Consider the following 20,516-nt stretch of genomic DNA (forward strand, 5'->3'; position numbering starts at 1 on the left):
CCGGTATCCGCGACTTGCAACGGCAAATCAATCGCAATGCTATCGCCATTGATAGTCACGTAGCTGCCCGTGCTGTCTAAGTGATCTAATGGACCAGATTGCGTCAAAGATGCAGAAACAGAGAGTCCGTTTCCATCTTGGGTTGCCGTTAAAGTTAAGGTAACGACAACCTCGCCATTCACCGTTCCCACCAGCGTAAATGTGCCAACGCCATCACTATCCACACTCGTTTGACGAGTAAACAGTACGGGTTCGCCATTTGATGTCACACCGGCTAACTCAGCTTCGAACGCAGCTAAATCGCTCGGCGCGATCTGAAGCGAGCCGGGTAACAAACGATCGGTGCCACCTTCAATGACAAACGACTGAGTTTGAGGAACACCATAAGGATTGACGTCTAGGTCGCCTTCGGTAACTTCAAGTTTAATACTCTGTCCACCAGCAGCATCAATATCAACGGCAGGCGACCGAGAAGACCCGAAGAGATCACCACCAAGAAAATCCACGTCATCATTATTAGCACCTAACGGGCCAGCGGTATCGAATCCCGCTTCAGTTAACGACGATGCATACAGATAATCAATGACGATAAAACCTGCGTTCGACGATCCAAGATTTTCACCCGCAGCGGCTTCTTCAAATAATTCGGTGGGGTCAATGCCTTCTAAGATCAGTCGCTGCAAATCGGCTACATCAAGGTTTAAACCTTGGTTTACATCAAAGCCGTCCTCGTTAAATCGAACCCCGATGCCTGTGGTAGCAAGTTGGGCATCACCTTCGGAGATAGGAATAAGGCAGGAGGCACATCGACTGTCGACATAGAACTGCTGTTCACTTTGGCTGACGACAACCGCACTATTATCATTGGTCAGTAACACTTGATTGGGCGCTATTTGCATACCGGGAACCGCGGATACGATACCCGATTCATTGGAAACTAAGAATGCTTGTCCTTTAACGCTGTCAATATTTAACTTCGTGTCAAACTCATGACCAATCATATTTTTACCCCAACCTTTTATCGCAATTTTGGCGCGAATCCGTGTCTCTAAAAGTGATGCATAAACCTGAGCATCCTCAACCTAGAAGCTACCCAGCTATACAGTGTAACCAGCCGCCATATCACGGTGTTACCCCTAAGCCAGCTAGTTTCATGGCTCGCTCAATATTGAGACAGCCTGAGACGGAATCTTTCATCTCTTACTCGTCAATGTTTAACTATTGACACAAATGGCACTATTAATATTAGGAAAATCAGCGCTATTCGCACCGAAATTTACATAGCAATGTCATTTGACGAACTCGAGTCCATACTTCCTCTAGGGATAAATATGACTAAGTACTTGAATATTCCCAATCAAGCCCTGATATTAGCCAGAAGAACAACAAAAGATGGGTGAGCAGGTCTACTGCTCGAATGCATCTACATGGAGTAAATATGGCCATTCACGTCGGTATAATTGACCAAGATCCAGTTCGATTGGTCACCGCTTTGCTACACCGAAAATTCAAGGCCGAGAAAGTCATATTCATTGGCGTTGAATGTCAGCTGCAACAGTATGAACAGCTCAGTAAAGTATTGACGCCAAAAGGCATCATCACTGAATTTTTCCAGATCCCTTCTGACATCAATATTCCGCTAATCAAAAGCAAAATTGTTGAACTCGCGGAAAGGTTGAAGCAAGAAGGTGCGGAGGTGTGCTTCAATGCCAGTTGTGGTTTGCGTCACCGCCTTCTGACCGCTTATGAAATTTTCCGCACCTATCACTGGCCCATTTATGTCATCGAACCTTTCAGTGATGAATTGTGCTGGTTGTATCCATACGGTCTTGAGCAACAACAAGTCGAAGACCATATCAACATTAGCGACTACTTAACGATTTTTGGTGCGCGTTGTCAGTTGCAAGATGAAGATATCCGCAGCGTATTGGATACCACCATTGAAACACTGGGCCAAAAGTGGGCAAGTAACGCCTATGAGCTTGGCCCAGGTCTCGCCACACTCAACTACTTAGCGACAACCTGTCGTAAAGAACAGAAGCTTGATGTTGAGCTGAGCGAGAAGCAACAGGGTTATCGAGAACTCAAAATGCTGATTGATGACCTCAACGACGCAGGTTTATCCAACTTTGAGAATGGCATACTGACGTTTACAAACGAAGCCGCTAGGCGTTTTGCCAATGGTGAATGGCTAGAGTGGTATGTACACCATGTGGTTGAAGCCATTAAGCACGATCTTCTCACCATCCAAGATTTGTCCCTTGGTGTGCAGGTTTATCGTAAAATTGGCGAGAAAGAAGTGCGCAACGAACTGGATGTTGCCACTGTTGTGAACAACAAACTCCATATCATCGAATGTAAAACCAAAGGAATGTCGAGTGATGGCGATGATACGCTTTATAAGCTTGAATCAATTCGCGACCTTCTTGGCGGTTTACAAGCGCGTGCGATGCTGGTCAGCTTCCGTCCTTTAAGGCATCACGATATCACGCGTGCCACAGACCTTGGATTGGCGCTTATCGGCCCAGATCAGCTTGCTGACCTAAAAACGCATCTCCATGAGTGGTTTTTGGCGGCAGGCGGGACAGAGAAGGCGTCTTTCTCGTAACCTGCGATGTTCTTCGTTTCCCTTTTGGGTGAGAGAAGAAAATCATGCAAATACAAAAAAGCCGGCAAATTAGCCGGCTTTTCGATGTTATCGCCGATCAGCGTATTACTCAGTGAGCATTTTGCGTGCGGATTCCACCACGACTTTAATTGAACGCGCTTCAGTCGCAGCCATCGTCGCTTGGTCTGGGATTTCTTTCTGGGTGCGATTAATAATCACGCCCGCCACACAACCCGCTTTCAGTCCTGAACTTGCACACATGGTCAGCAACGTCGCGGATTCCATTTCAAAGTTCAATACGCCCATGTCTTGCCATTCTTTCATTGAACCCTGAAAACGACGAACAACGCGACCACTGAAGGTATCGTATCGCTCTTGCCCTGGGTAGAACGTATCGCTTGAAGCAGTTACGCCAGTGTGCACCGCCGCACCAGACTCATCAGCCGCTGCTTTCATTGCTGTCGCCACATCAAAGTCCGCAACCGCTGGGAATTCTAGAGGCGCAAAATGGCAACTCGCACCATCTAATCGCACTGAACCGGTCGTCACAATCATGTCACCGACATTGATGTTTGGCTGAATAGCGCCGGTTGTACCCACGCGCAAAAATGTGCGTACACCGAGTTGTGCCAATTCTTCAACCGCAATTGATGTTGAAGGGCCACCAATCCCTGTGGAGCAAACCACCACTGACTGACCTTCCAATTTCGCCAAATAAACGGTGTATTCACGATGGCTCGCCAAAAATTTAGGCGAATCCATCAAGGCTGCAATCTTTTCCACTCGGGCAGGATCACCCGGAATAATGGCCAATGTTGCACCGTCTAGATCCGATGCGTTGACGCCCAAATGGAATACGTTTTGCTCAGTCATGATTGTCTCCTCACTGTATCGTGCCCCTCAGCTTTGTCTAAATCGAAAAGTGCTGAGTACGATTGCCACGAATGATTAGGTGGCGATGAATTCAGCCACCACCTTAACGTTTGGAATGAAAAATAAAGTGACGAAATTCAAATTTAAAATATTTTCATTTCATTACATTGCACATATGAGTGATGTAGATCACCAACGCTAATTCATTTGTCCATGGGAGCCATCGCGGTCATCTTGTGGTCGAACTAAACCGTTTTCCGGCCTTTGCCCCTCAGGCGCGACTCGACGCGTTTTGGCTTTATAACGCAACAAACGTAGCGCATTCATGGTGACAATGGCCGTTGCCCCACTGTCTGCAAGCACGGCAACCCAAAGCCCGGTGAAACCCATTACCGTTGTCACAAGAAAAATGGCTTTTAATCCAATGGCTAGCGCGACATTTTGGCGAACATTCGCCATGGTCGCTCGAGCGAGATCGATGATCTCTGGAATACTTTCAATACGATTATGTCTTAGGGCGATATCGGCGGTTTCAAGCGCAACGTCTGTGCCGCTCCCCATCGCAATGCCAATTGTCGCCGCTTTCATTGCAGGTGCATCGTTGATCCCATCCCCCACCATGGCAACTCGAGAATGATTCGCTAATACATTGATAGCATCAACTTTACCTTCCGGCATCAAACCCGCTTGGTATTCCATATTCAAAATACCAGCCAAACCTGCTGCGGCCTTTGGGTTATCCCCTGTCAACATAAGAGAGCGAATACCTGCATCTTTTAAGCTCTCAATGGTATGAACCGCCGTTTGACGTAGTTCATCACGCCATGCCACTGCGCCATTCGCAACATCATCGATAAAAACAATCGCAACGGTTTTTCCACTATCCGCTAACTGCTGTGCACTCTCAACATTTTCAGCCTGCACGACTTGCGTGTCATTACGTTTATCGAGCGCAACAATGGTTATCTTCTTACCGTCCACATTGCCCGACACGCCTTTACCCGCATCTGTACGTACATTGTCGGCGGAAAGAATGCTCACTTGCTGACGTTGCGCTTCGATAACAAGCGCTTTTGCCAGAGGATGATGTGAGCCTTGCTCCACCGCAGATGCGAGTGCAAGCATGTCGTGACTGCCACCCTGCCAACAGAGTATGTCAGTGACCACCGGCTTACCTTCCGTTAAGGTGCCCGTCTTATCAAAAGCGACCCATTCAACACGGCTCAACGCTTCTAGCGCTGCACCGCCTTTTATTAATGCACCGTGTCTCGCCGCCGCCGCAAGCCCTGATGTCATTGCCGCTGGTGTTGAAATCACCAGCGCACAAGGACAAGCAATTAACAGCAACGTGAGTCCGCGATAAATCCAAACATCCCAACTTTCTCCAAACATAAGCGGAGGCACGATGACAATCAATGCAGCAATGATGATCATCAAAGGTGTATACCAACGGCTAAATTGGTCGATGAATCGCTCGACAGGTGCTCGTCGAGATTCTGCGTCTTCTATCAAGGTTAATATGCGGTCTATCGCACTTTCACCCTGTTTGGATACCACTTCCAATTCGACACGTTGGTCAACAGCCAACGCGCCCGCTGGTATTTTCTCACCTGCACTTTTTTCAACAGGAATAGACTCTCCTGTCAATGCACTTAAATCAAAACTCGCGCTTTCGGCAACAAGCGAAGCATCGGCTGGAAGCCTGCCACCCGGCGAAATTTCAATAATATCTCCCGGCTGAAGTGTGGATACAGAGACGTCTTTTCGGCCTCCATCTTTTTCAATTCTGACCACATTTTCTGGTACCAATGCCATCAATGATTTTATGCCTGCACGCGCTTTTGCTGATGCATAACCTTCAAGTCGCTCGCCAATCAAAAAGAGCACCAGAACCATGGCAGCTTCGACCGTTTCGCCAAGGTAAAGCGCACCAATGGCGGCAATCGACATCAACATTTCTATCGAGAATGGCGATCCACTTCTTGCTAGTACCACCGCTTTTTTAACAATAGGAATAAGGCCAATGACGGTAGCAACACTAAACAATATGCGCGACAGGTCAGGCACCCAAATGGAGAGAATGCCAGCAATGCTCATCACGCCGATAAGCGAAAGGAGAACGCCTTCTTCTTTGATGCGCTGGAGTGCACTTTTAGGCTGTGATTTTTTAGAAGGAAGAGAGAGATCTACCAGAGGGAATCCGGTTTGCTTAGCGCGAGCATTGATTTGTTCAAGCTGAATCTGTGTGGGTTCACGATCAAAGCTGACAACGAGTTTTTCTGTCGCGAATCGGACATTTACCTGCGTCACACCCTGTAGGCTTTTAATCGCGCCTTCAAGCTTACCCGCACAACTAGGGCAATCCATGTTGGTGACACGCCATGCATGGCTTTTGGCAATCGGTGATTGTTGTTGCGGCTCATCGGGAGCATGCACGTGCGAATGGACGTGGCCATCGTGAGAGTGCTCTGAATTAACATCATGGCTGCTGTGTTCGTGGTCACAACAGCCTTGTCCTGCGGGGTCGTCGCAATCCTCAGGTAGAGCATCACTGCCGTCGCTGACTGACGCAGAAGCACTGGCATTACAGCATGTGTTTGTTGACACTGGTGCGGCCTGAGAATGGGCGTGTTGATGACTTGGTTTGTTACAATGACCCGATTTACATGAATGACACATAAGGCTATCTCCCTATTTGAAATTACACTCAGTGTAAACCTTGGAGCTAACTCCAAGGTCAAGTAAACAAGATCATTATTTGGGACTTTCTCGCCGGCATTTCTATCTGATAAGTTACTTCAGTCGATCTAAAATAACTTGGGTATCCAACGCTGCCTGATAATCGCGATAGTCTAATCCTGCATCAAACACGAAATGGGTAATCAGTTTCTTTGCCGCTTCTTGCAGAACAATTGCTTGCCAAGGTTTTTCAAAGTATCGCTCAATACAGGCGTTATTGATGGCTTCAATCGTATCAGCATGCGTTGCTTGTCCGGTCAGCAGTACCTTGCGTGTGCCACGAAAACGTGGGTCCAAGGAGACTTCGGTCAGTAACTCAACACCGGTTTTCTCGGGCATCACATGATCAGAAATGATCAATGCAATGTGCTCGCCTTCTGCATCAAGATCATCCATTAACGCCAACGCTTCATCGGCTGACTCACAATCTTCAATATGAAACGCAACCGCAAGGGGAGCGAGATCTTTGAGCACAGCATCTAACACTTCACGCTGATCATCAACGCAGATAATGTTCACTTTTTCCATCTGTTTCCCCTTTCTAAAAGCCTACTGTAAAGGCAAGTGACTCGTCGCCCTCGCCCATTGTTAGAAACTTGGCATCACTGAATTGATGCTATAAGAAATTAACCAGTCGAAGTATCCAAACCATCACAAAACTTAGTGCGACACCCACAATGCCAAGTACCACACCGACTTTTGCCATTTGATTGCTATTTACATGCCCAGTGGCATGCGCCAGTGCATTTGGCGGCGTACTTATTGGCAGTGACATACCCAAGGATGCAGCAAAAGTAACAATCAGGATTAATGTCGCTTCACCACCAAGAGATGACAATGAAGTCATGGACATACCCAGCGCGGCCATAATCGGCATCAACAAGTTAGCCGTTGCAGTGTGGGACATGAAGTTTGCCATTAGCAGACAGAGTGCTGCTGCGCCCAACAGGACAATCTCAGGTGCAAAGTTCTCAAACGGAATGCTGTGGACAATCAGTCTTGCCAAGCCCGTTTTGTCCAATGCTAAACCTAACGCAAAGCCACCCGATACCAACCAAAGCACATCCCAAGAGACCTTTTTCAGATCTTCTTTGTTAATGATGCCAGTCATCGAAAACACGGCCACGGGAATAAGTGCAACCGTGTAGGAGTTCATGCCATGGCGTGAGCCCATCAACCAAAGCAACACCGTCGTAGCAAACGTGACATAGACGGTGATGGCTTTAGGCGTTTTAAGAAACTTGCCTTTAATACTTAGCGAAATCGATTGTTCATTTGATGGGAATAAATAGCTCAACAACGCCCACGCCAATACCAACATGACAGCCACAAACGGCACACCAAACGCCATCCATTCGCCGAAGGTGATCAAATTTTCGCCGGTTAAATATTGCAGTGCAATCGCATTAGGTGGCGTACCAATCGGTGTACCAATACCACCGATGTTGGCGGCAACAGGAATGGATAACGCGAAAGCAATCTTGCCTGGGTCGTTCGGTTTGAACACCATGAGAATGGGAGTAAGAATAGCCAACATCATCGCTGTCGTGGCCGTATTAGACATAAACATAGAAAACACGGCGGTGATGAGCATGAGCCCAGCCATGACCATCTGAGGTTTATGACCAAATGGTTTGAGCAATACACGGGCAAGGTTGACGTCTAAACGGTATTTTGTCGCTGCCATCGCGAGAAAGAATCCACCAAGAAATAGCATGATAATGGGGCTGGCAAACGTTGCCATGATATCGCTGTAGTGGAGTAGCCCGCCAAACTCTGGCGTTCCAGCATCGGTTCTAAACCAGATCAGTCCTTTGTCTGAGAGAAAAAGCAATTCAAGCACAATCACCAGAACGGACGTGGCATAGATAGGAATGGGCTCAAGTACCCAGCATAACGCTGCGAGTAAAAACAAAGCGATAGCCCGCTGCTGCATCACAGTCAGGGTTTCAAATGGAAAAACAGACGCTGGTAGTAGCATCACCACCAGCGGTATAAGAATAGGAAGTATGTATTTCGCCTGAACGCGCATAATCGCTTGTAATCCCTTAAAGCTAAACACCCACATTCCGTGGGCAACACGCTTATTCTGCGCTACTTGCTTTCAAGGAGTACTGAATTAGATCAATAAATTGGACTCATTTCTAAGTGAAAATATCGAATAGAAAAAAGGGACGTTTCGTTAGAAACATCCCTTCATCGACTAGCGTTTGGGAGCGGCGTCTTTTTTGTCTGTATCGGTGTTGATTGCGCTCTCGCTTTCTTCCGCCATGACGGCTCGGAAGCTGCTAAACGCTGTCACGGGTACAGCAGGTTCAATCGCAACCACATCTTCTTCTTTTTGCTCATGGTCTCGGGCAAGCTGTGCGATGAGTTTTTTAACCAAGATGTATCCTGCAATGCCGAAGAGAACAGAACCAACGGCTTGACCAATCAACACGCCTTCTGCCCCTCCCATGTAGCCGCCAACGTAAACAAAAGGAATCGTGCCTAGTGTTGCCTTTCCGACATTTAATAACGTTGACCATGTCGGTCTGTTCAGGTTGTTAAACGCGGCATTAGACACAAACAAGGTACCGTTGAAAATGAAGGTAATGGCGATGTAAGTACAGAACAATGTCACCATGGATGAAGCATCACCATCAAGGCTAAATGCATCAATGATGAACCCTTGTGCGAGGAACAAAATCAGTGCCACAACCACACAATACGCAGTGACAAACTTTACCGAGTCACTTAACGTTTGCTGAACTCTATCGAATTTTTGCGCGCCATAATTCTGCCCTAGAATCGGGCCAACAGCACCTGACAACGAAAAAATCAGCGCAAAGGATACAGGTAACAATCGGCCCATCACGGCATATCCAGCCACGTAATCCGCGCCGAATTTAGCGATTTGAGCGGTGACGATGGCATTACCAATCGGCGTTGCCGTGTTAGTAACAATCGCGGGGCCAGCGATATTCATGATGGCACGAAAGTGCTGCGAGAGATCTGCAAAGGTAGGGCGAGCCACCAAATCATGTTTACGGTGAACGGCATGGAAAGCGACGCCAAACAACACGAAACGAGACAGTAGCGATGCCGTCGCTGCCCCCTCTATTCCCATAGAAAGTCCAAAGATGAAAATAGGGTCGAGAATGGCATTCACCGCGCCGCTAATCAGGGTTGCCGCCATTGATAGCTTCGCGTCTCCCACTCCTCTTAGCGCCGCCCCCGCTGACATGCCCATTGCCATTAAGGGCGCACCGGGAAGGAGAATAACGAGAAAGTCTTTCGCTTTTTGTGCCGCTTCCCCTTGAGCACCAATCAACGCGAGGATCGGATCAACAAAAAACAAGATGATTCCCACGGTGACCGCGCTAACAATAGCCGCGAAAACCATAATGCTGCCCGTTAACTTTCGAGCCTCTTCTCGATTTCCCGAACCCAAAGCGCGGCTAACCAATGCTCCCATAGCAATCGAGGTGCCAATAGACACTGACGTTGAGAAAAAGACGATGGTGCCAGCAAAACCAATCGCCGCGGCTAATTCAACTTGACCGAGTAAACTGATAAAAAACATATCAACTAAATCGACCAAAAATAGAGCCATAAGCCCCACCGCGCCAGACGTCGACATGACGGTGATATGACGCATGATAGAGCCATTAACAAACTTGGCTTGTTGCTGATTGGGCATACTAATTTCCGTATTAAGTAAGAGAGACTGTCAGCCATCCTTGCGGCGTGATGAGAGAAAAGACTGAATCACAATGTGCGGGTAGATGTTTCTGTCGGTAAGTATTGTGCCATTAAAAAGAGGTGCTTCAAGCACCTCTTTTGATACGACACATTCAAAAATGTTTAACCATTATACGGGATGGTGAAAGCTGTCATCAATTTGAGTGGCTATCGCTTTCAAAATGTCGCGACGCGTAATGATACCCACTAGGCGATCATCTTCATCAACAACAGGGTACAGCTTAGGTTTGCCCGGTAGCATTTCTTCTGCCAGCTTAATAATACTGTCATCGGGTAATACGGCTGATACCTCTTTGTGCATGCAGTCATCTACTGTATTTGTATCATGACAGTAATAACCCATTCTGAGCAATTTATGGATCATATCTTGTTCAGACAAAAAGCCCACAACATGATGGTTTTCGTCCAGCACGGGACCGCCGGATTGGTTTGCATTCAGCATTTTTTCTAGCGCGACAGACAGAGACATGGAAGCCTTGAAGGTCACGGGTCGTTTGTTCATGTAATCTTTTACTTTTATCGATTCCATGCATCCCCCAATAATTATTCAGCAGTTATATCGATACAGCGAAAAATCTCTGTTTATCTCACTATTAGTGTCGACCAAGCTGACCAAATTACTAGCTCATGCAGAAGTATTTTTATGCTTTGTCACAAATGAAAGAGTGTTTTTCATTCAAAACCTCTCATTGGCTTACAAAAAAGGCACAAAAAAACCAGCATCTATTGATGCTGGTTTTAATAAAAATAGTGAAGATATTAAACCGTGCGTATATAAATCTTACGCTCGATTACATCAGCATCATCATCAACAGACCCAGCGGAATCTTCTCACCACTAGGCGATACTGCTTGATCACCTTCAATTTTCGCTGTCAGTGTCACGCCATTCTCAGCTTGAGAAATGAAGCCATAAGGTTCTAAGTTAGACAAAGACGCCTCCACTTCAGGGACACCTTCAACGTATGCTGTAGGAACATTAATGAAAAAGTTGCCCTTCAGCTTCGTCATGAGTGCACCAACATTTTGGGTCACACTGCCAAGCCCAGGCTCGACGGATAAATCAAACTTCGCGTCAATATGCCCTTCTGGTGTATCAAGTTCCAATGGAATGATTTCGAAGGTTAGGCCTTTCTCGACCAGACCATCTAACGCTGTCACCAACTTCATCATTTCTTCTTCAGTCGGCTCAGCACTCATCGAATCTGCCGTTGTCGCCAAGGCGATCATTGAGTTGTAATCAAGCGCATTGAAATTTACACCCATCTTAAAGTTATCAACGACCAGCGTGTCTGGCATATCAAACTTTTCGAATGAGATAACATTGGTGTTATCAAAACGAAGTTCATCAGGCGCTGCTGTTTTCACATCACCGTTGTTGATGGCAGATAGCGCGTTCTTCACATCCACAGCAAGCTTATCAATCGTCACCGTTGAGCCTGACATATCACTAAATGTACTGGTTGCGACATTCACTCTTTGCGACCCGACCCAAACTTCATCAACCAGTTGGCCATCGCCACTGCCTGTGATGTCTTTCAGCGCGAATTTCTCACCTTCAGGGCTCGATAATTCAATAAACGGCATCTCCAACTGGAACACCATCACGCCATCTTTATCGGCCGTTCCTGATACATTCGCAGGTGAACTCGTCACTTTGATTTCGTCGTTTTCGCCATTCATCGCTCGCACTGTCACATCATACTGAGTGGCGCCCAGCAACGAGGTCTCCGTGACAATCGTAAGTGGAGACTCGCCCGACGGCCAAAGCAGATCGGTAATCACTTTGATCTCAGGTGTCATTTCTAGCGTGGACGTGGTGCTAACACCTAGGAATCCATGACTCACGTGACTCAACACAGAATAAGATGTTGGTAGGCCTTCGTCTTCATAAACTTCTTTCATCGACCCGATGACAGCAACTCGCGTGATAACCTCAGAAGAGAGGTAACCTCGTTCATAGGATGTATTTTCGACAGTAAGATAAGGCGACTGGATTTGCTTAATCTCATTATCATAAAAAGACTGACCAATTTGACCTGTTGCAAATGGCCACAACACACCTACCGCGACGGCTCCAGCTATTGCCGTGTACTTTCCAAAAATCATTTTTGCTCCATGGGTCCGGCATTAATTTTAGAAGAGTTTAAACCATCCCCATCTATAACCCCATGGCCAGAAGAGGTTTTCTTTCAATATGTGCCAGTTTGCAGCGCTCTTCTCAGCTTAAAGACGGTGAAAACGATACACTCATAAAAAATAGTGATAATAGATAAACGTATGAATCTACAAGTCATCTTATGTCTTGATGATGACCCCACCATCTTGACCAAAATTGAATCCGAATTGTCAGCGTTTGGTGGGTTATTCGACATCATTTGCGCGGACAACACGCACACTGCGAGTGAAATTCTTGAAGAATTGCAGCGCAATGAGCGTCGTATCGCCCTGTTTATCTGTGACCATACACTGGGCGAAGACCAGGGCATTAATCTGCTGATAAACATCGACAATCACCCCGCTTCACACGGTGCACGAACCATACTGCTGAATGATCAGCCAAATTTAGACATTATCATGCAGGCGGTTAACGAAGGTCGACTCAACTATTGCATGACAAAGCCATGGGCACCGCAAGCCATGGCTGACACAGCCAAGAGAGAACTGACCCAATATGTGCTTCAGCACAACAGTGACGAATTATTGAAGTACTGCAGTGTGCTAGACCAAAAAAGGCTGCTAGATGCTCACATTGAGAACAAGCTCGCTTCTTACCGCAATGGTTTCATCGAATCTGCGCTGGGCGTCAGTGATGAAGTTTTAGCACAAGAGTTGGTTCAAGGCTTACACGAGTATTTTGCTCAGAACAGTGAGCACAACGTGACTCGCTTCTACAGTGAAGATCATCTGCTGACACACGAAGGCAAACCCAATTCATTCCTTTGGTTCGTCGAAGAAGGTGAAGTGGCACTGTTAAAACGTGACGAGACTGGCGCGTCTCATGAAGTAGCAAGACTGGGGCAAGGAAGCTTGATTGGCGGAATGTCATTTGTCACTGGTGATGTGTCATTTTCAACGGGCATTACCTTAGAGCCCACCAAAGTTATAAAACTCAACCGCACCTTGTTTTCTCAGGTTATGCAGGCCAGAAATGATTTGCTCCCGCTTTTTTCCAGTTACCTGCTTCGCCATTTTAACCGACGACTCAAGCGCAGCATTTCTACTGAAGTGAAATTGCAACAAACGCTTCAATCACTCGAACTAGCGCACAAGCAACTTATTGAAAAAGAGAAAATGGCGATGCTTGGGCAACTCGTGGCCGGCGTGGCGCATGAACTGAATAACCCAGTTTCTGCCATTCTCAGAAACAGTGACACGCTCAGAGATAATATTGGTCAATTGATTAATGTCGAATTGAGCGATGTAGCGAGAGACAAAGCAAACCAAATTATGGCGGAAGCACTGCTCTCTCGTCCCATGTCCACGGCAGATGCTCGTAAAAAATCCAAGGCAATTGAATCCCTTGTTGGCAACCGGAACCTTGCGCGAAAAGCCGTTAATATGGGGCTAGATAAACCTGATGACATTCAACTTTGGCAGAAAAAGCTCGCGCCAGAATTCACGGATACATTGAATCAATGGGACATGTTCTATCAAGCGGGCAGCTTACTGCGTTCAACCAATGTGTGCGCTCAACGCATTGCCGATATGGTCAAGAGCTTGAAAACCTACGCGCGACAAGATGACGAAACCATGCATGAAGTAGATATTCATGAAGGTATTGAAGACACACTGGTCATGTTTGAAAACCAACTAAAGCGCATTCAGCTTGTCCGTGATTATGGTGAGCTAAGGCCCATTCGCTGTATGCCCATCGCCCTTCAACAAGTGTGGACAAACCTCATTTCTAATGCTCTTGATGCGGTAGGCAATGACGGTGAAATCCATGTCACAACCCGAGAGACGGTATATCGCAGTCGTAAAGCCGTCAAAGTAACCGTACGGGACAATGGCATGGGGATCCCTGCGTCAATTAAGAATAAGATCTTTGAACTCAACTACACGACTAAACGAGAGGGTCACTTCGGCTTGGGTATCGGTTTGTCTGTGTGTCGTCAAATTGTGGAGCATCACGGTGGGTTGATTGATGTTAGCTCTTCGGCCGGTGAGTTCACGGCGATGATTGTTACCCTGCCCTATTCCCCGCTACTCACGCCCCCCAAGGAGGACTAAATGAGCCAATACCTTATTTTGTGCGTCGATGATGAACGTGACGTACTCGACAGTGTCACCAATGACCTCGCGTCACTCGAAGAGCACTTTGTTATCGAGGCCGCTGAATCCGTTGCTGAGGCCAGAGAGATTCTTGCTGAAGCCGCCGCTGACGAGCTTCAACTCGCCCTGATCTTGTGTGATCACATTATGCCGGAAGACCTTGGGGTCGACTTTCTTATCGAACTCAATCGCTTTGATATTACCGCCAAAGCAAGAAAGTTGCTGCTCACGGGTCAAGCTGGTTTAGAAGAGACCGTTCAAGCAGTGAATCATGGCAGCCTTGATTATTTCATTGCGAAACCGTGGCAAGGTGAAACCCTGCGACAGGTAGTGATCGACCAACTAACTACATTTATGATCGCACATGACGGTAACCTATTGCCTTGGGTTAGGGTTTTGGATGCAGAGAGAATCATGGAATCGATCAGTAATAATCGACTCAATTATTCTGACGACTAGCGAGAGTGATTTAATGATAGGCACAGTAATGGTAGGACAATTTATGATTGCAGCGCCTGTCTAACAGACTTTTTCGTATTTTTTGCTTAAATTTGACTCAGTAGTGCTTTAAATGCTCGCTATGCTGTTGTTTAGCAAAAGCGACTTCTATTAAACTACACCATAACTCCTTTTTCATCACGAGACCTTTCATGCGCAAAACCAAGATTGCTGGTATTTTACTGGCCGCAGCTTCTTCTGCTGTATTCTCTGCCGCAAGTGCTGCTAATGATGGCAGCATGAGCAACTTCAGCTACGACTACTTTGAGGCTCGTGTTGGTATTAGCCCTGTGACCTACGGCGTTGGTTTTAGCACGTCTATTCACCCTAATGCACACATTCGTGCAGAAATTGATAGTGAGTTCGAATCTGATTTCGATGCGACTGCCGCTATTGGTTTCCATGCGCCAGTTAACAACTGGGCTGACGTCTATGGCGAACTCGGCCTTCGCTCGATGAAGCAACGCGGACGTTTCGGCCACGACACAGAACTTGGTGTTGAAGTTAACCTAGGTGTGCGTCAATGGTTGGGTCCACAATTAGAAGTAGGCGGTGAACTCGGTCACGTCTCCATTGATAGCGATGAAGATATCTTTGGGTCAGTTTTTGGTCGCTTCCACGCAACCGAATTGTTCTCGCTTGGTGCTCAGATTCGCTTTAACGAAGCATATGGCGATCAATTCATGTTCACCACACGTTTCAAATACTAAGTTAGCATCATCAAAAAAGGCCTCAATGAGGCCTTTTTTCATCTCACGTTTCTATTCGCACGGAACAATTGTATAACCCGCCTCACTTTCTGCAGACTCAAGCTCACTGACCAATGTGAATCCCATCTCTTGCACGACTTTTAGGTCTCTCGCGTTTACGCTGTGAACCAAAATGTCCGCGGTTTTACCACCACACACACTTGCAAACATAAGATCATTTAATCTCGCACATTGGGACGATTCAACACTCACGCCAATCGACATGAGTTTGTCACGACTTTCTTGCACGGTACTCCCAGTCGTCTCACACTGAACAGCCCCGCGACTCTGATAAACAGTCACATCTTTGCTTTGCTTAATCGCGCAGCCCGAAAGGCTGACTGTGATATACAAACAACCTGTGGCTATAAATTTTGAGGGGCTATTCCCTTTTAGTAAACGCATTAACCTTCTTCCTTGTTTAGGCCGCTCGGACTTTCATTCCAATCAACATTCACCTCGAGTAAATGAGCAACAGACAAACCTAATAACTCGATAACAATGCTCTGACCGTATAAATCGAACAGTTTTTCCAACGCAGCTGCCGCCTTTTCTTTGCCGCTAGAATCAGCACCAGTCGCGCCAAGAAAATACTTAATACAGTGAATGAATTTTGCTTCTTGGAGTGCAGCGCACCACGTTGATTTAATTGTTTGATGTGACGTCGAGTCAATCAACCCAACAACATAGTGGAATACTTGCCCTTGAAAGGCTCCAGTCATTGATTCCTTCGTAGGAACAACACGCTGGATACCACTTCGACTTAATCCGGTGCGCTTAGCAATACTGCCATAAGTGACCGCATCCCATCCCTGCTCCATGAAAATATCAATAATGGTTTGATATATCGCCGCTTCTGTTTGCTGTGCACCTTCTTTGGTATTTTTCGCCATCAGTCCATTGCGTCCACGTTAACATACTGCGTATCTTATATTTTATTGACAAAAAGATACAGAAAGCACACCAAACTCATTAACAATTCAATCGATATTTTGTCGACTTTTCGAGTTGTTCAAGCAACCACTGCCTAAATGCGACTATTTTTGCATTGTTTACATGTTCTTCACGGTATACCAGATAAAAACTAAAGGGAGATTTAACCGACTGCGCAATCGGCGTCACGAGTCGACCAGAGTGCAAGTAGTCTTGAATATATGCGGTACGGCCGATGGCGACCCCCATCCCTGAAGTTGCTGCTTCAAGCGCAAGATCGGCGCGGTCAAAACTATGATTTGTGCCATTTAACTCAACACCGTTGGTATTCGCCCAATACAGCCATTCGTCACTCAAACTGGCGCTGGCCCAGGGGGCTGCATCATGAAGCAGTTGGCACTGAGCAAGTTGCTGGGGATTGTCATAAAGATTGTGATTCTTTGCATACTCAGGGCTGCAAACCGGCACGATGAAGTCATCAAGTAGATGATGAGTCGCTAGCCCAGTGTAACGTCCATGACCAAAATATATTGCACAATCAAAAGCCTCGGCTTTGAAGTCAACCAAATCATTTCGAGTTCTAAGATGGAGCGTAACATCTGGAAATGTATCGGCGAATTGAGAAAGTCGAGGCACCAGCCATTTTTGCGCGAAAGTCGGCGGCGCAGAAATGATGAAATCGCCAAATGGTCTAGCTCGATTGAGTTCCAATAACTTTTGGCTAATAGCCGAAAATTGCTCTGCGACCACTTGTTTTAGCTGCTCACCCTCATTAGTCAATGACAGATGGCGTGGACGTCGAATAAATAGCGACACCTCTAAACGCTGCTCGAGTTTTTTAATTCGATGGCTAACAGCGCTTTGCGTTAGATGGAGCTGCTCTGCTGCTCGAGTAAAGCTCATTGTTTCCGCGACAATTGAAAAGCAGTGCAGACCTGCGAGCAACGAGGAAGATAGCTCAGGTAGTTTCATGACAAAGCCACTGTTTTTGATACGCATTTAAGGGACTGTAGCAATATTGGCTATGTACGTATAGGGGATGGTTAACGATGTCATAAAGACAAAAAGCTGCGCAATGCAGCTTTTTTGGGGTGAGAATGGTGTGAAATCACACTGCGCGAAGAAGGTTTTGTTTGGTCTCTTCACTTAGCAAGGTGTAATGAACGCCCGTTTGAGCACCGGCAAACATCCACAGCAGTTTGATATCAACATCGTATCCGTGTGCTTCCTGCACTTTTCGGAACAATTCTTCAGGGCTCATTGAGAAGAAAGTATCAACATCTTCTATCCCTGCTTTTTTAAGCATTCTTTCAATGGTCAAACGCAGATTAGGTAAATCACGAAGACGCTTGTTTAGCTTGGAATCGCGGTATTCTTTCTCTGCTACAGAGTTCAACACGGACTTTTTTACCATCGCGTCTAAACCTGTATCTGCTGCGTCATAAAGATCCGTGATGTCGTAGTAATTAACAATCGCGGTTGAGCTCTTCTTTACATGAACAAACTTTTTACACTCTTTTGCCAACAACGCGTCCGTTAAGTCTGCGCCGCCGCGTAAGTAAATACGTTCTTCCTTAACCAGTGCAAACATTGCACCGCTCACAAAAAAGCCGGTTCCGCCAAACATTGAACGTTTCTCTGTTTCGCCAAACTGAGATAAGTACTCTACAAAGCCACTTTTAACTTCAAGCACAGGTGCCTCCTTTCTCCCCAACAGCCAATTCCTCGGCCAACATTCTGTAATTTCTCAACGCGAAATAATGATGCCGCATAAAGGCATAGAAAACCATGCACCAGATCACCCACGGCGTGAAACCGTAGCAAAAGTGCAACATCCGTCACGTTTGTGGTGTGTAATTTTTATGTATACACAATGTTAAATGAGCTATTGGACTCGCAATTTAGTGCAACCAATTGCATCAAGCTTGGCTTGCAAACGTTAATTCACTTCAAGTTTTGTCTTGAGACAGCCCTTAAACTTGCGTTTTCACCACTAATAATATTGTCAATTACTGGTATGACAAATTTATTGGACAGCACGTATTCAATTGGTGTCTTTCGTTCAAATTTATATACATATGTGTTCCAATTAAAACGTAAGAGATCTACTATTTACACAGCGTTTTTTCGAGTCTAAAAAAATGGATCACCTATCGTTATTTTGGGTTACCCCAAACCGTGAAAAGCACCTCAAAGCTATAGAAACTGATTTCTTCCAACGTGTTTATCGTTCTTTAAAAGACGGTACGTTAGCATTGCCCCCTATTCCCGATGTGGTAGTCAAACTCCAACAAGTATGTAACTCCCCGAATACCACAGTCAGAGATGTATCAACACTTCTCCTTGATGATGCAACGCTTACCGCTGCCGTGATTCGCTCGGCAAACTCTGCCGTCTTTAGTCCTAGAACGAATCGTCCATGCCATGATATCAATATGGCCGTTTCTCGATTGGGCATTCAACGCGTTCTCGGTATCGCCACGGCACATGCGATCCAATCATTGAAAAACAATGCTCACTTCAGCGTTGAATGTAATGGGCTGCTCAAGAAAAGTGCACAGGCGTCGCGAGAATTTGCCTCTACAATGGCTCTCCTATGTCAGAAGGTTAAAAACTACGATGACGATGGGATTGCTCTTGAAGTAGAAAAGTCGCTACTCATTGGGCTTCTCGCAGACATTGGTATCTACAGTGCTGTAAAGGCTTATCAGCAGTACTCTAATGAAGGCAATTACCTCGATTTTGATATTGCCAGTCACGTTTTCTACGCAGTGAGTAAAGAAGCCAGTCGATTTATCCTTAAGAGTTGGGGATTTGATTTAGACTTTGTTGAAGTATCTTTAAATCGCCACATTCGCCGAACTGGTGAAGACATCACCTATCTAGATGTTGCAAAAATGGCCAATCACTTGCTCATGTTCCGTGCGAATGATGAAGACATTGATGATCACGACGTTGAAATAACCCTCGCAGGTGCGGAAGCCCTCTATGAACTATCCAACCTGAACGAAACAGATTTTCGTCACCAGTTGAGTGGTATTATTAACAACTGCGGTTTTTAAGCCGCTCTTTGCCGGGACAAAGATTGACCTAGTTGGAAGACCACTGATACTCTCATCTCGGTTTTCTTTTTTATCAATAAGGTCTTAACTCGATGCTCCCCGGCATGCTTTATATTTTCCTTCCACTCGTTGTTGGTTATTTAATCCCCATTAAAAGTGCCTCATTGCTTGATACCATCAATCGATCTACGTCTCGATTGGTGTTTGTCATTCTAGGCCTAATGGGTCTGAGCCTGGCTGGTTTGGATAATCTCAGTAGTAACTTAAATCAAATTCTTTTGCTTAGCGTTACCTTCTTTTTCTGTATAGGTGTCGCTAATCTACTGGTGTTGCCAATCCTAGATTTCATTCTGAAAACCAAAACTGAACAACACAAGCAAACGATCCCACTTTCACAAATGGTGATGGAATCTGTGAAGCTTGTATTTGTCGTTGGCGGCGGATTGATACTAGGCCTTCTGCTTCCTATTCCCCTAGATTGGGTTGACCCTGCGAGTGAAGGTATCCTGCTAATATTGCTTTTCCTGATCGGTATTCAGCTTCGAAACAGTGGCATGACACTCAAGCAAATAATTCTAAACAAGAAAGGACTCAGTGTTGCCTTGGTCGTCATTGTCACGTCTCTATTGGGTGGTCTTCTTGCCGCATGGCTTCTCGAGCTTCCCTACAATCATGGTCTTGCTATGGCATCCGGTTTTGGTTGGTATTCTTTGGCAGGTATATTGATGGGTGATGCGTTAGGCCCAGTTTATGGCGGCGCGTCTTTCTTACTTGAGCTCACTCGTGAGCTTGTCGCGATTATCCTTATTCCTATATTTATTGGCCGTTATCCGTTAACCGCTATCGGTTATGGTGGTGCAACATCCATGGATTTCACGCTACCCATCATCCAAACCACAGGTGGGGTAAAATGCGTTCCTATCGCGATTGTCAGCGGTTTTATCCTGAGTCTTCTCGTACCCATACTTATGCTATTTTTTGTATCGCTGTAGTGTGTCGCGCACAAAAGAAATAACTGAACAAGAAATAGAAAAGG

Annotated in this window: 18 protein-coding genes; 6 read left to right on the plus strand and 12 right to left on the minus strand. The window is 46.1% G+C overall.

Annotated features, from left to right (window positions below; all coding sequences use genetic code 11):
• Window positions 1-1,001, minus strand: a 1,001-nt coding sequence (locus tag ACED36_RS09490) for a retention module-containing protein (protein ID WP_371733156.1), incomplete at its 3' end; no start/stop codon positions are given.
• Between the two features lie 437 nt (window positions 1,002-1,438).
• Here ACED36_RS09490 and ACED36_RS09495 point away from each other — a divergent pair.
• A complete protein-coding gene (locus ACED36_RS09495) occupies window positions 1,439-2,608 on the plus strand; it encodes a Card1-like endonuclease domain-containing protein (protein WP_371733157.1) in 1,170 nt (389 codons plus the stop codon).
• 105 nt (window positions 2,609-2,713) lie between these two features.
• On the opposite strand, the gene udp is transcribed toward ACED36_RS09495, so the two are convergent.
• From udp to ACED36_RS09530, 7 genes are all read right to left on the minus strand, one after another.
• Window positions 2,714-3,481, minus strand: coding sequence for a uridine phosphorylase (udp, locus tag ACED36_RS09500; protein WP_016961414.1), 768 nt, complete (start codon window positions 3,479-3,481; stop codon window positions 2,714-2,716).
• A 198-nt stretch (window positions 3,482-3,679) separates the two neighbouring features.
• Window positions 3,680-6,160, minus strand: a complete 2,481-nt coding sequence (locus ACED36_RS09505; protein WP_371733158.1) for a zinc/cadmium/mercury/lead-transporting ATPase — start codon at window positions 6,158-6,160, stop codon at window positions 3,680-3,682.
• 114 nt (window positions 6,161-6,274) lie between these two features.
• On the minus strand, window positions 6,275-6,748 hold the full coding sequence (locus tag ACED36_RS09510; RefSeq protein ID WP_017004094.1) for a response regulator: 474 nt from the start codon (window positions 6,746-6,748) through the stop codon (window positions 6,275-6,277).
• An 88-nt stretch (window positions 6,749-6,836) separates the two neighbouring features.
• Window positions 6,837-8,252 (minus strand): DASS family sodium-coupled anion symporter, encoded by a 1,416-nt coding sequence (locus ACED36_RS09515; RefSeq protein ID WP_017004095.1) that lies wholly within the window; start codon window positions 8,250-8,252, stop codon window positions 6,837-6,839.
• 171 nt (window positions 8,253-8,423) lie between these two features.
• Window positions 8,424-9,902: an MATE family efflux transporter gene (locus ACED36_RS09520; protein ID WP_016961409.1), complete on the minus strand. Its 1,479-nt coding sequence runs from the start codon at window positions 9,900-9,902 to the stop codon at window positions 8,424-8,426.
• A gap of 171 nt (window positions 9,903-10,073) precedes the next feature.
• Entirely contained in the window at window positions 10,074-10,493 is a 420-nt protein-coding gene (locus ACED36_RS09525) for a CBS domain-containing protein (protein ID WP_017004096.1), read from the minus strand.
• A gap of 262 nt (window positions 10,494-10,755) precedes the next feature.
• Window positions 10,756-12,072: a DUF945 family protein gene (locus ACED36_RS09530; protein ID WP_371733159.1), complete on the minus strand. Its 1,317-nt coding sequence runs from the start codon at window positions 12,070-12,072 to the stop codon at window positions 10,756-10,758.
• Window positions 12,073-12,243: 171 nt separating this feature from the next.
• Here ACED36_RS09530 and ACED36_RS09535 point away from each other — a divergent pair, with 171 nt between their 5' ends.
• The 3 genes from ACED36_RS09535 to ACED36_RS09545 all read left to right on the plus strand — a co-directional run bounded on the left by ACED36_RS09535 (window position 12,244) and on the right by ACED36_RS09545 (window position 15,446).
• Window positions 12,244-14,196 (plus strand): ATP-binding protein, encoded by a 1,953-nt coding sequence (locus ACED36_RS09535; RefSeq protein WP_371733160.1) that lies wholly within the window; start codon window positions 12,244-12,246, stop codon window positions 14,194-14,196.
• Window positions 14,197-14,697, plus strand: a complete 501-nt coding sequence (locus tag ACED36_RS09540) for a response regulator (RefSeq protein WP_017004099.1) — start codon at window positions 14,197-14,199, stop codon at window positions 14,695-14,697.
• A 191-nt stretch (window positions 14,698-14,888) separates the two neighbouring features.
• Complete coding sequence (locus ACED36_RS09545) at window positions 14,889-15,446, plus strand: hypothetical protein (RefSeq protein WP_017007481.1); 558 nt, start codon at window positions 14,889-14,891, stop codon at window positions 15,444-15,446.
• A 51-nt stretch (window positions 15,447-15,497) separates the two neighbouring features.
• On the opposite strand, the gene ACED36_RS09550 is transcribed toward ACED36_RS09545, so the two are convergent.
• The 4 genes from ACED36_RS09550 to ACED36_RS09565 all read right to left on the minus strand — a co-directional run bounded on the left by ACED36_RS09550 (window position 15,498) and on the right by ACED36_RS09565 (window position 18,111).
• Entirely contained in the window at window positions 15,498-15,890 is a 393-nt protein-coding gene (locus ACED36_RS09550) for a hypothetical protein (protein ID WP_371733161.1), read from the minus strand.
• Complete coding sequence (locus ACED36_RS09555; RefSeq protein ID WP_016961402.1) at window positions 15,890-16,378, minus strand: TetR/AcrR family transcriptional regulator; 489 nt, start codon at window positions 16,376-16,378, stop codon at window positions 15,890-15,892. The genes ACED36_RS09550 and ACED36_RS09555 overlap by 1 nt, the downstream gene beginning before the upstream one ends.
• A 79-nt stretch (window positions 16,379-16,457) precedes the next feature.
• Window positions 16,458-17,417: a DNA-binding transcriptional regulator DsdC gene (dsdC, locus tag ACED36_RS09560; RefSeq protein ID WP_016961401.1), complete on the minus strand. Its 960-nt coding sequence runs from the start codon at window positions 17,415-17,417 to the stop codon at window positions 16,458-16,460.
• Window positions 17,418-17,526: 109 nt separating this feature from the next.
• Window positions 17,527-18,111 carry a TfoX/Sxy family DNA transformation protein gene (locus ACED36_RS09565; protein ID WP_016961400.1) on the minus strand — a complete coding sequence of 195 codons (585 nt, stop codon included), beginning with the start codon at window positions 18,109-18,111 and terminating at the stop codon, window positions 17,527-17,529.
• 448 nt (window positions 18,112-18,559) lie between these two features.
• Between ACED36_RS09565 and ACED36_RS09570 the strand changes: the two genes are divergently transcribed.
• Window positions 18,560-19,480 (plus strand): HDOD domain-containing protein, encoded by a 921-nt coding sequence (locus ACED36_RS09570; RefSeq protein ID WP_016961399.1) that lies wholly within the window; start codon window positions 18,560-18,562, stop codon window positions 19,478-19,480.
• A gap of 92 nt (window positions 19,481-19,572) precedes the next feature.
• Complete coding sequence (locus ACED36_RS09575; RefSeq protein WP_371733162.1) at window positions 19,573-20,472, plus strand: lysine exporter LysO family protein; 900 nt, start codon at window positions 19,573-19,575, stop codon at window positions 20,470-20,472.
• Window positions 20,473-20,516 lie beyond the last annotated feature (44 nt).

The sequence above is a fragment of the Enterovibrio sp. FF113 genome (genome assembly GCF_041439165.1).
Taxonomy (GTDB): Bacteria; Pseudomonadota; Gammaproteobacteria; order Enterobacterales; family Vibrionaceae; genus Enterovibrio; species Enterovibrio norvegicus_A.

Excerpts from the sequence above, each read along its gene's own strand:
- ACED36_RS09570 (WP_016961399.1), top strand. The coding sequence starts at position 18,560 with ATGGATCACCTATCGTTATTTTGGGTTACCCCAAACCGTGAAAAGCAC.
- ACED36_RS09535 (WP_371733160.1), top strand. The coding sequence starts at position 12,244 with ATGAATCTACAAGTCATCTTATGTCTTGATGATGACCCCACCATCTTG.
- ACED36_RS09520 (WP_016961409.1), bottom strand. The coding sequence starts at position 9,902 with ATGCCCAATCAGCAACAAGCCAAGTTTGTTAATGGCTCTATCATGCGT.
- ACED36_RS09510 (WP_017004094.1), bottom strand. The coding sequence starts at position 6,748 with ATGGAAAAAGTGAACATTATCTGCGTTGATGATCAGCGTGAAGTGTTA.
- dsdC (WP_016961401.1), bottom strand. The coding sequence starts at position 17,417 with ATGCGTATCAAAAACAGTGGCTTTGTCATGAAACTACCTGAGCTATCT.
- ACED36_RS09540 (WP_017004099.1), top strand. The coding sequence starts at position 14,197 with ATGAGCCAATACCTTATTTTGTGCGTCGATGATGAACGTGACGTACTC.
- ACED36_RS09530 (WP_371733159.1), bottom strand. The coding sequence starts at position 12,072 with ATGATTTTTGGAAAGTACACGGCAATAGCTGGAGCCGTCGCGGTAGGT.
- ACED36_RS09505 (WP_371733158.1), bottom strand. The coding sequence starts at position 6,160 with ATGTGTCATTCATGTAAATCGGGTCATTGTAACAAACCAAGTCATCAA.
- ACED36_RS09575 (WP_371733162.1), top strand. The coding sequence starts at position 19,573 with ATGCTCCCCGGCATGCTTTATATTTTCCTTCCACTCGTTGTTGGTTAT.
- ACED36_RS09495 (WP_371733157.1), top strand. The coding sequence starts at position 1,439 with ATGGCCATTCACGTCGGTATAATTGACCAAGATCCAGTTCGATTGGTC.
- ACED36_RS09545 (WP_017007481.1), top strand. The coding sequence starts at position 14,889 with ATGCGCAAAACCAAGATTGCTGGTATTTTACTGGCCGCAGCTTCTTCT.
- udp (WP_016961414.1), bottom strand. The coding sequence starts at position 3,481 with ATGACTGAGCAAAACGTATTCCATTTGGGCGTCAACGCATCGGATCTA.
- ACED36_RS09550 (WP_371733161.1), bottom strand. The coding sequence starts at position 15,890 with ATGCGTTTACTAAAAGGGAATAGCCCCTCAAAATTTATAGCCACAGGT.
- ACED36_RS09525 (WP_017004096.1), bottom strand. The coding sequence starts at position 10,493 with ATGGAATCGATAAAAGTAAAAGATTACATGAACAAACGACCCGTGACC.
- ACED36_RS09515 (WP_017004095.1), bottom strand. The coding sequence starts at position 8,252 with ATGCGCGTTCAGGCGAAATACATACTTCCTATTCTTATACCGCTGGTG.
- ACED36_RS09555 (WP_016961402.1), bottom strand. The coding sequence starts at position 16,378 with ATGGCGAAAAATACCAAAGAAGGTGCACAGCAAACAGAAGCGGCGATA.